General features: G+C 72.2%; 8 protein-coding genes and 1 pseudogene. 6 read left to right on the top strand and 3 right to left on the bottom strand.

Translation table 11 applies throughout. The features are described from left to right. Positions 1-219: pseudogene (locus ACFVIM_RS04960) on the bottom strand (hypothetical protein); the annotation flags it as partial. Between the two features lie 193 nt (positions 220-412). Between ACFVIM_RS04960 and lon the strand changes: the two are divergent. Beyond that, a complete protein-coding gene (lon, locus tag ACFVIM_RS04955; protein WP_384298548.1) occupies positions 413-2,818 on the top strand; it encodes an endopeptidase La in 2,406 nt (801 codons plus the stop codon). A 126-nt stretch (positions 2,819-2,944) separates the two neighbouring features. On the opposite strand, the gene ACFVIM_RS04950 is transcribed toward lon, so the two are convergent. Then, complete coding sequence (locus ACFVIM_RS04950) at positions 2,945-3,820, bottom strand: lysozyme (RefSeq protein ID WP_384298545.1); 876 nt, start codon at positions 3,818-3,820, stop codon at positions 2,945-2,947. A 177-nt stretch (positions 3,821-3,997) separates the two neighbouring features. Between ACFVIM_RS04950 and ACFVIM_RS04945 the strand changes: the two genes are divergently transcribed. Next, positions 3,998-4,543: a MarR family winged helix-turn-helix transcriptional regulator gene (locus tag ACFVIM_RS04945; protein ID WP_384298543.1), complete on the top strand. Its 546-nt coding sequence runs from the start codon at positions 3,998-4,000 to the stop codon at positions 4,541-4,543. Between the two features lie 76 nt (positions 4,544-4,619). Here the strand turns inward: ACFVIM_RS04945 and ACFVIM_RS04940 are convergent, their stop codons facing one another. Further along, a complete protein-coding gene (locus ACFVIM_RS04940) occupies positions 4,620-5,405 on the bottom strand; it encodes a hypothetical protein (RefSeq protein ID WP_384298542.1) in 786 nt (261 codons plus the stop codon). 393 nt (positions 5,406-5,798) lie between these two features. Here ACFVIM_RS04940 and ACFVIM_RS04935 point away from each other — a divergent pair, with 393 nt between their 5' ends. From ACFVIM_RS04935 to ACFVIM_RS04920, 4 genes are read left to right on the top strand one after another with little or no spacing between them, the layout of a single operon-like run. Further along, a complete protein-coding gene (locus ACFVIM_RS04935) occupies positions 5,799-8,969 on the top strand; it encodes a nitrate- and nitrite sensing domain-containing protein (protein ID WP_384298539.1) in 3,171 nt (1,056 codons plus the stop codon). Beyond that, positions 8,966-9,454 (top strand): roadblock/LC7 domain-containing protein, encoded by a 489-nt coding sequence (locus ACFVIM_RS04930; protein ID WP_384298537.1) that lies wholly within the window; start codon positions 8,966-8,968, stop codon positions 9,452-9,454. The genes ACFVIM_RS04935 and ACFVIM_RS04930 overlap by 4 nt, the downstream gene beginning before the upstream one ends. Further along, positions 9,451-9,909 (top strand): DUF742 domain-containing protein, encoded by a 459-nt coding sequence (locus ACFVIM_RS04925; RefSeq protein WP_384298535.1) that lies wholly within the window; start codon positions 9,451-9,453, stop codon positions 9,907-9,909. The genes ACFVIM_RS04930 and ACFVIM_RS04925 overlap by 4 nt, the downstream gene beginning before the upstream one ends. Beyond that, complete coding sequence (locus tag ACFVIM_RS04920; protein WP_384298533.1) at positions 9,890-10,552, top strand: ATP/GTP-binding protein; 663 nt, start codon at positions 9,890-9,892, stop codon at positions 10,550-10,552. The genes ACFVIM_RS04925 and ACFVIM_RS04920 overlap by 20 nt, the downstream gene beginning before the upstream one ends.

The raw sequence follows: 10,552 nt of genomic DNA, 5'->3' as shown, positions 1-10,552 counted from the left end.
GAGGAGGAGGGTGGCGCGGACGGGGGTGGCGCGCGCGGCCGTGTTGACGAGATGGCGCTCCGAGCGGCCGTCGGAGGTGTCCATCAGGAAGCAGCCGTTGGCGATGATCTCGTGATGGGGGCCGTGCCGGCGGAGGACGATCTCGCCGTGGGGGCCGTCGTGGCGGGCGAGGGTGACGGGGCGCTCGTATGCGTGATGGCGTTGCTGATCATGGTGCATCTGCCCTCCGGGGCGCTCGGCTGCCCCCATGCTGGTGCCGCCTTCGGGGCCGGGCCACCACTTTTCCGCTTTCCCGCCTGGGCGGCGGGGCCCCGGGGAGGTGATCGCTCAGAGCGAACACGGGCGGGGGAACATCTGGGCGGGGCCGTGCATTGAGTCGGTATAGCTCAAGTTCACTGCCAAAGGGGAGATCATGGCTTCGACGTCCACATCGCTCACCCTGCCCGTGCTGCCCCTTGACGACGAGGTCGTGCTGCCCGGAATGGTGGTGCCCCTCGACCTGACCGACACCGAGGTCCGCGCCGCCGTGGAGGCCGCGCAGGCCGCCGCGCGCGCCACCGGTGACAGCAAGCCGCAGGTGCTCCTTGTTCCACGGGTGGACGGCAGCTATGCCGCCATGGGTGTGCTCGGCACGGTCGAGCAGGTCGGCCGGCTCTCCGACGGTGACCCCGGCGCCCTGATCAAGGGCCGTGGCCGGGTCCGTATCGGCGCGGGCACCACGGGTCCCGGTGCCGCCCTGTGGGTGGAGGGCACCCGGGTGGACGAGTCCGTGCCGGATCCGCTGCCGGGCCAGGTGGCCGAGCTGGCCACCGCGTACAAGGCACTGGCCACCGACTGGCTGAAGAAGCGCGGCGCGTGGCAGGTCGTGGACCGGGTGCAGCAGATCGACGAGATCCCGCAGCTCGCGGACAACGCCGGGTACTCCCCGTTCCTCACCGTCGCCCAGAAGATCGCCCTGCTGGAGACCGCCGACCCGGTCGCCCGGCTGAAGCTGGCCACCGAGCAGCTCCGCGAGCACCTCGCCGAGCAGGATGTGGCCGAGTCCATCGCCAAGGACGTCCAGGAGGGCGTCGACAAGCAGCAGCGCGAGTTCCTGCTGCGGCGCCAGCTCGACGCCGTACGCAAGGAGCTGCGCGAGCTCAACGGCGAGTCGGAGGGCGATGAGGCCGACGACTACCGCACCCGGGTGGAGGCCGCCGACCTCCCCGGGAAGGTGCGCGAGGCCGCGCTCAAGGAGGTGGAGAAGCTGGAGCGGTCCAGTGACCAGAGCCCCGAGGGCTCCTGGATCCGCACCTGGCTGGACACCGTGCTGGAGCTGCCGTGGAACGAGCGCACCGAGGACGCCTACGACATCCAGGGCGCCAAGGACGTGCTGGACGCCGAGCACGCCGGGCTGAAGGACGTGAAGGAGCGGATCACCGAGTACCTGGCGGTGCGCAAGCGCCGCGCCGACCGGGGCCTGGGCGTCGTCGGCGGCCGTCGCGGCGGTGCCGTGCTGGCGCTGGTGGGCCCGCCGGGTGTCGGCAAGACCAGCCTCGGCGAGAGCGTGGCGCACGCGATGGGCCGGAAGTTCGTCCGGGTCGCCCTCGGCGGTGTCCGGGACGAGGCGGAGATCCGCGGTCACCGGCGTACCTATGTCGGCGCGCTGCCCGGACGGATCGTCCGGGCGATCAAGGAGGCCGGTTCGCTGAACCCGGTCGTCCTGCTCGACGAGATCGACAAGGTCGGCTCGGACTTCCGGGGCGACCCGGCCGCCGCCCTCCTCGAAGTCCTGGACCCGGCCCAGAACCACACCTTCCGGGACCACTATCTGGAGGTCGAGCTGGATCTGAGCGATGTTGTCTTCCTGGCCACCGCGAATGTGCTGGAGGCCATCCCGGAGGCGCTGCTGGACCGGATGGAGCTGGTCCGGCTGGACGGCTACACCGAGGACGAGAAGGTCGTCATCGCCCGGGACCATCTGCTCCCGCGCCAGCTGGAGCGGGCGGGGCTCGCCGCGGACGAGGTCGTGCTGGAGGAGTCGGCGCTGCGCAAGCTCGCGGGCGAGTACACCCGGGAGGCCGGGGTGCGGACGCTGGAGCGTTCCATCGCCCGGCTGCTGCGCAAGGTCGCGGCCGAGCACGAGCTGGGCGGCCGTGAGCTGCCGTTCACCATCGGCGCGGAGCAGCTGCGCCCGCTGATCGGCCGGCCGCACCACGTACCGGAGTCGGCGCAGGATCCGGCCGAGCGCCGGACGGCCGTGCCCGGGGTCGCCACCGGGCTCGCGGTGACCGGCGCCGGTGGTGACGTCCTCTATGTGGAGGCGTCGCTCGCCGACCCGGAGACCGGGGCGTCGGGGCTGACCCTGACCGGACAGCTCGGCGATGTGATGAAGGAGTCGGCCCGGATCGCGCTGAGCTATCTGCGGTCGCACGGCGCCGAGACCGGGCTGCCGGTGGGTGATCTGAAGGACCGGGGCATCCACATCCACTTCCCGGCGGGCGCGGTGCCCAAGGACGGTCCGAGCGCGGGCGTCACCATGACGACGGCGCTGGCCTCGCTGCTCTCGGGGCGGCTGGTCCGTACGGACGTGGCGATGACCGGTGAGATCTCGCTGACCGGCCGGGTGCTGCCGATCGGCGGGGTGAAGCAGAAGCTGCTCGCCGCCCACCGGGCGGGGATCACCACCGTGGTCATCCCCAAGCGGAACGAGCCGGACCTGGACGATGTCCCGGCGGAGATCCTGGAGAAGCTGGAGGTCCACCCGGTGACCGAGGTCCGCCAGGTGCTGGAGATCGCCCTCGCCCCGGCGGAGGTGCTGGTGCCCGTCGCGGCCTGAGGCACGCCCGCCCGGCTCCGTACCCCTTCGTCAGCGGGGGTACGGAGTCGGGCGGCCGTCTTCGAAGAGGCCCCGTCCCCCGGGTGAGGGGCGGGGCCTTCGGCCGCGTGGGGGAGGGCCGGGGCGTCAGCCGGAGGCGAGGGCGGCCACCCGGTCGTAGTCGCCGTTGAACTTGTTGTGGTCGCCGACGATCGGCCCCTTCGAGGTGTACTGCCACATGGTGTGGACGGCCCAGCCCGCGGGCAGCGGTCCCGGCGTGGTGTTGTACCGGGCGATCCACAGCGGGCTGGTCGCGCCGAAGCCCGCGTGGTCGCCGGTGCACTGGGCCCACCAGGTGGTGGAGGTGTAGATCACCGGGTGGCGTCCGGTGCGGGCCCGGTAGCGGTTCAGGAAGTCCCGGATCCAGGACACCATCGCCGAGGTCGACTTCCCGTAGCAGGCGGCCCCGTAGGGGTTCCACTCCATGTCGAGCGCGCCCGGCAGGGTGCGTCCGTCGGCGGACCAGCCGCCGCCGTTGTCGATGAAGTAGTCGGCCTGGGCGGTGCCGCTGGCGGTGTCCGGGGTGGCGAAGTGATAGGCGCCCCGGATCATCCCGACGGCGTAGGAGCCGTTGTACTGGGACGCGTGGTACGGGTTCTTGTAGTAGGTGCCTTCGGTGGCCTTCACATAGGCCCAGCGCACCCCACTGGTCCAGAGCGAGGCCCAGTTGACGGCGCCTTGGTGACTGGAGACGTCGACGCCCTCGGTCTGGGCGGCGCGGGTGGCGGGCGGGGGCCCGCCCGCTCTCCACCGGCCCTCGTGCGCCGCGATCCCGATGCCCATATGGGCCGAGCCGCGCGGGGGGACCTCCCGCGCGGCCGCGGGGGAGGAGGTGGAGAGAAGGGAGGCCATGAGAAGGAGGGGGAGGAGGGAGAGGAGGGAGCCTCCCGCCACGTGGAGCGGTCGGCCCGGTCTCCTTCGGCTGCTGGGGGGAACGGTGGTTCCGGATCTACGCACGGTCACAGCGTGCCTCCGGTGGGAGGTTCTGACGATGTGATGACATGCCCTGACATCTGCCCTGATGGAGCAATATGGTATGGACATGCCATAGCTGACGCTACGCACGTAGACCACCCCCGGGAAGGCCCCGCGCGCACCGCCGTTGGTCTACTCCTGCGAAATACTGGGCGAACTGCGGCGATGCGTGAACGCCGACCCGAACTTTCAGTTGTTCAAGAGCGCGCGAGGGGTGCTGACGTGCACAGAAGCGGTACGGGGAGTGAAGCCGACGCCCAGGCGGAGAATGGTGTGGACCAGGAATTCCTCGCGCTGGAGCGGGAGTTGGCCGTCTTCCTCCGTCGCGCGCGGGCCTCGTCGGGCGAGATGGCGCGGGCCGTCCACCCCGGACTCGAACCCGCCGCCTATGGGCTGCTGGTCCGGCTGGAGGCCGCCGGGCCCCAGCGCGCCACCGATCTCGCGGGCTATTTCGGCGTCGGCCGGGCCACGATGAGCCGCCAGCTCCGGGGTCTTGAGGAGGTCGGCCTGGTGGCCCGGGAACCCGACCCGGGGGACGGCCGGGCATCACTCGTCCGGCTCACGGAAGAAGGACGGGAGCGATTCGGCCGGGTGAGGGACGCCCGCCGGGAACGGTACGTACGCAAGCTCGCCGGCTGGGACCGGGCCGAGGTGGCGGAGCTGGCCCGGCTGCTCCACCAGCTCAACGCCCGCTCCGGCGAGACGTTCTAACGCCTCTCTCCCCGGCGGCGCGCCCCCCGCCGCCGGGGCGGTACGGAGGTGAGGGGCCCGGTTCGCGGGGGTCGGATCAGGGGGCCAGCTCGGCGAGGGCGGCCGTGGCGTCGTCATGGCGCTTGCCCCGGACCCGTGCGGGCTCCGCCGACTCGATCGCGCGGACCCGGTCGAGCAGCCCCTGGGCGCCCTCCTTGCGCAGCAGCGCGAGAACGTCGGCCCAGTCGCCCTCGCCGAACATCTCCACCCAGCGGGCCGCGCCGTCCGTGAGCGCCGCGACCGCCCGTACCTCCGCCACCGGGGTGCGGCCCGTCACCGCGCGCGCCGCCACCGAGGGGTCGGCGGCGGCGGTGAAGAAGCCGCCCTCCGCGTTGCGCAGGGCGTCCGCGAGGTCGTCGGTGCGCAGCCGCTCCCCGGGGATCCGGTCGAGCCGGTCATCGGCGATCACCCGGACCGTGCCGTCGGGTGACTCCAGCAGCAGGAGGGAGTCGGAGAGCACCAGATGCTCCACTTCGCCGTCCGGACCGCCCCAGCGGACCACGATCACCGTCGCCTGAGGCGTTCGAACGTGAGAAAGGTCACACCGGCCTCGGTGTTGATCGGCGGTGTGCCGGATTGCGCGGGAGAGAATCTCGGCCAGAGAGAGGTCCCGCCGGGAAGCGGACAGTTCGAGCAGGGCGCTTCCGAGGTGTGTGGTGAACCAGGGGACGCCGTGCTCACAGCCGTCCTTCCCCGCTGGTGGGGTGACCCCGTCCAGCATCACGAGGGTTCCCCCCTGACCGGACGCGGGCAGTGCCACGGATGTCCAGTCCTCGTTGGGGCGTTCGGGTGAACCGGGAGAAGTGGCCAGATCCATATGCATGACTTCCAGTCTGCATGAGTCGTTCACGACGCCTGCACACATGTCAGGGAGTAGCGTCCGGCCAGGTCAGAGCCTGTTCGAAAATCTGAACGACCGTCGGGAAAGCGTCCCGGCGGACTGCGGGCGCGCATCCTGCCAAAGCCCGGCCATAAGATCCAGTCAGCGCCTCGTCAGGGCCCCTTACGGCAACGGAGAGGAGTTGTTTGCCAACTCCTCAGTGATGTTCACTCGTTCAGGTGGCGGAGCGGCCGATGCGCGCCTCCCTCCCAAAGGCGCTGGAATGGTCTTATGTCATGCCAGCGCCTGTGGCGGGTGGGGATCTCGTGTGTGACCGGTCGTCATCTCTGCTGCGCGTTTCGAAGGTGGACGAGTCAAGCAGGATTGCGAGCACCGGTGCAGAAGAAGCGGCCTTCAGGGGCCCCCTCGTTCCCTGAGACGTTCGCGGCGCATGACATCACCCCCGAGCCTGTCGCCCAGGGCCGGGCCAAGCGCGTCCGCACCAGGCTGGTGACCGGTGTCACCGTCGTCGGTCTGATCGTCGTGGGCGCCGGAGTCCCCGGGGCCCTCGACGTCTCCGGTGAACTGCGGGAATCCCAGCGGCTTGTCACCCTCGCCGGACTGAACCGGCAGGCCGTCACCCTCGCCCACTCCCTCTCCGACGAACGCGACGAGGTCACCGCCTCTATCGCGGCGGGCCGGGAGGAGCAGTCGGGGGAGCGGGCCCAACGGTCCGTCACCCCGGCCCGTACCGCCCGGGTCGACCGGCAGATCGAGGAGATCCGGGGCGCGGTCCCCGGCGAGCGCGCCGAGCTCCGCCGTGAACTCTCCACCGTGCCCTCCCTGCGGCGCACCGCCCTCACCGGCAAGGGCACCGCGATGGAGGCCCACCGTGCCTACTCCACCATCATCACCGCCCTGCACGCGCTCGCCGACGAACTGGCCGAGCGCATCCCCGCCCGCGCCGCCGACCACAGCCGCGCCCCCGCCGACCTCGGCGTCGCCGCCGACCAGGCGTCCGCTACCCGGGGGCTGCTGCTGGCCGCGCTCGCCGTCCCGTCCGGTGACGGTGGCGGCGACGGCGAGGGTGAGGGCGGGCGTGATGAGGAAACGTATGACCCGATCACCGGCGAGCGGATCGACGACGGCGGAGGCGACGAGGAGAAGAAGGCCGCCGAGGCCCGCGACGCCCTCAGCTCCGCCGCCCAGCAGGCCCGGGTCCGTGAACTGGCCGCCCTCGCCGACGTCGACCAGACCGCGACCAAGGCCGCCCGGGACTCCCTGGCCGCCACCGTCACCGGCGCCGAGGTCAAGGCCGCCGAAACCCTGCTCGCCGCCCTCACCGACCGGCCCGAGCTCTCCGAGACCGAGCGCGGCACCGCCCCGGCCACCCTGGACCGCGCCCTCACCGCCCGGATCGAGGCGATGCGCGGCGTCGAGTCCGCGCTGGCCACCGAGCGGATCGAGACCCTGGAGCGGCTGCGTGACGACGATGTCACCGCCCTCCAGATCCGGATCGCGATCCTCGCCGGGCTGGCGCTGCTCGCCATCGCGATCCTCGCCGCGCTCGCCCGCAGCCTGACGCACCCGCTGGCGGCGCTGCGGCTCGGCGCCGCCCGGATCGCGGCGGCCCCCGAGGTCGAGGAGCCGCTCCGCTTCACCGGCCGCAACGACGAGTTCGCCCAGACCGTCCGCTCCCTCAACGCCCTCCACGGCAGGCTCCGTGAGCTCGCCACCCGCGCCGACGCCCTCGACACCGAGCGCACCCGGCTCAGCGATGACCGGGACGCCCTCGCCACCGAACTGGCCGCCGCCCGTGCCGAACTGCGCGAGAGGGGTCAGGAGCTGACCGCCGAGGTGGAGCGGCTGCGCCACACCGTCGACCACACCTTCGTCAATCTCTCCCTGCGTACCCTCGGCCTCGTCGACCGCCAACTCGGCGTCATCGAGAAGCTGGAGGAGCGCGAGCAGGACCCGGACCGGCTCTCCACGCTCTTCAAGCTGGACCACATGGCCACCGTGATGCGCCGTCACAGCGAGAACCTGCTGGTCCTCGCGGGCGCCGAGCACGGTCAGGGGCATCCGAACCCGGTGCCCCTGGTCGATGTGCTGCGCGCCGCCGTCAGCGAGATCGAGCGCTATGAACGCGTGGTCATCCAGTCGTCGCCGCCCCATGTCCATGTCGCCGGGTTCGCGGCCGACGATCTGAGCCATCTGATCGCCGAACTGCTGGAGAACGCCACCTCCTTCTCGCCGCCGGAGGCCCAGGTCGAGCTGTCGGGCTGGCTGCTGGAGAGCGGCGAGGTGATGCTCTCCGTGCAGGACGGCGGTATCGGGATGACGGCGGGGCGGCTCGCCGAGCTGAACGCCAAGCTGGAGGATCCGGCCTCGTTCGAGACCCCGCCCTCGGGCCGGGACGCGGAGGGGCTCGGACTGCGGGTGACCGCGCTCCTCGCGGCCCGCCATGGCGTCCGGGTCCAGCTCCGCGACCAGAAGCAGGGCGGTATCACCGCCGTCGTCGTCCTGCCGCAGGGGCTGCTGCCGACGGAGGACCCGGCCAAGCCCGGGGCGTCCGGCGCGGGTCCCGGCGCGGGTCCCGGGTCCGGTGCGGGTTCCGGTTCTGCTTCCGGTGACACCCTGACCGTCCAGCTGCCCGGCTCGGTCGCCGAGGCCAACTCCAACGCCCTGCCGACCAGCTCCCGCCCGCCCCTGCCGCGTCAGAGGCCGTCCGCGAAGGCCCTGGAGGCCCCGCCCGCCGAGGCGGCGCCGTCGCCCGGTTCTGGTTCTGCCTCCGGTTCCGGTTCCGGCTCTGTTTCCGTTTCTGGTTCCGGATCGGAGACCGGTACGGGGACGGGGGATCCCGCCGGAGGGCTCATCCCGCCGCCCGCCCTGGCCGATCCCCTGGTGGAGGCGGCCGAGGCCGCCCTGCGCAAGGCGGAGCCGGAGACACATGAGCGCACCCCGGACGGGGGCGACGCCCACCTCGTCGACGAGCCCACCTTCGAGATGAGGCTGCCCCCGGAGCCGGAGCCGGAGCCGGAGCCGGAGCCGGAGGTCGAGCCCGGGGCCGAGCCCGAGCCCGGGCCGGACGCGTCGGCGACGGGGCCCACCGCCCCCGTATCCGTACCGTCCGAACCGTCCGAACCGGGGGTCACCGAGCCGGAGGCCCGGAACGACGCGGACCGGCCCGCCATGGGCACCGGGCGCGGCACCGGGGCCGCCCGCGCCACGGGCGCCGAGCCGCCCGGCCCGCTGGCCGGTCCCGCGCCCGTGTGGGACCGCGTCACCGACAAGGGCCTGCCCAAGCGCACCCCCAAGGTCGTCAAGCCCGCCGCCGCGCCCGGGGAGCGCACCGGCAGCGTCGACGCGGAGGATCTCCGGCGCAGGCTGGGGGGTTTCCAGCGCGCGGCCGACCAGGGCCGTCGCGAGGCCGAGGCGGAGATCGCCCGCACGGGCGCCGCCACGGACCCGGGCGGCACGGCACCCGTGGGCGCGCGTACGACCACGGACACGGGGCACACCGCACCAGAGGATTCGGGGGACACAGTCGAGGAGGCACGCAGTTGACTGCGACCGGCACGTTCGGCCTGAGTAGTGAGGCCCGCAACCTCCAATGGTTGCTGGGCAATCTCGTCGAGGAGGTGCCAGGGCTCCGCTCGGTCGCCGTCGTCTCATCCGACGGGCTGCTGCTGCTCTCCTCCGATCCCGACCAGAACACGGCCGCCCCGGCCGCCCGCACCAGCGGCCAGGACGGGCCCAAGGGCTCCAGCGCGGACCTCGCCACCATCGTCTCCGGCATCGGCAGCCTCACGGTGGGCGCGGCCAAACTGATGGACGGCGGCGGGGTGCGGCAGACGGTGGTCGCGATGGAGGACGCCTGTGTGTTCGTCATGTCGATCAGTGACGGCTCGCTGCTCGGGGTGCGGGCCGACGCCGACTGCGACATGACCGTCGTCGCCTACCACATGGGCCTGTTCGTGGGGCGCGCCGGACATGTGCTGACCCCCGAACTCCGCAGCGAGCTGCGCAAGTCCCTGGAGGGCTCACGATGACCCCGCCCCCAGCCCTGCCGGGCCCGCCCGGTTCCCCGGGGGCTCCGGCCCCGGGCCGCAGGAGCCCCCATGGTCTCCCCGTACGCGGTGAGAACCGGCGGCCCGCCCGGGTGCGCCCCTACGCGCTGACCCAGGGCCGTACCCGCTTCGGGCATGTCCTGCTGGTGGAGACCTTCGTGGCCGCGCTGGAGGCGCCGGCCGACCGCAGGGAGCTGCCGAAGGGCGACCTGTCGAAGGTCATGCCCGAGCTCCAGGCCATCGTGGAGCTGTGCCGCAGGATGCGGACGGTCGCGGAGATCTCCGCGATCCTCAAGATGCCGCTGGGTGTGGTGAGGGTGCTGCTGAGCGACCTCGCCGACCAGGGAAAGATCCGTGTATACGGCACCGGGCAGGGCCCGGCACGACCCGAACGCGCACTGCTTGAAAGGGTGCTGAGTGGACTCCGTCGCCTCTGAGACTCTTCCCGCCGCCGACCCCGCCGAGGGGGCGGGGCGACAGGGCGCCCCCGCCACCGAGGAAGGGCTCCAGGCGTGGCAGCTCGACCACACCCGGGCCCCCACCGTCGCCAAGATCGTCGTCGCGGGCGGCTTCGGCGTGGGCAAGACCACCTTCGTCGGCTCGGTCTCGGAGATCACCCCGCTCCAGACCGAGGCACTGATGACCCAGGCGAGCGAGGAGACCGACGACCTCAGCGACACCCCGGAGAAGGTGACGACCACCGTCGCCATGGACTTCGGCCGGATCACGCTCGACCAGGACCTGGTGCTCTATGTCTTCGGCACCCCGGGGCAGCAGCGCTTCTGGTTCATGTGGGACGACCTGGCGCGGGGTGCGGTGGGTGCCGTCGTGCTCGCCGACACCCGGCGGCTGTCCGACTGCTTCCCCGCGCTGGACTACTTCGAGAGCAGCGGGCTGCCGTATGTCGTCGCCGTGAACCACTTCGACGGTTCGACGCTGTACGAGACGGAGGATGTACGGGAGGCCCTGACCATACCGGCGCGGGTACCGATCGTGATCATGGACGCGCGCGAGCGGGTCACGGTCATCGAGTCGCTGCTCGAACTCGTGGCCCACGCGCTCGAAGCCACACCCGAGTAG

Source organism: Streptomyces sp. NPDC057638, from assembly GCF_042800315.1.
Lineage (GTDB): Bacteria > Actinomycetota > Actinomycetes > Streptomycetales > Streptomycetaceae > Streptomyces.
This window is presented reverse-complemented; position numbering and strand designations above follow the sequence as displayed.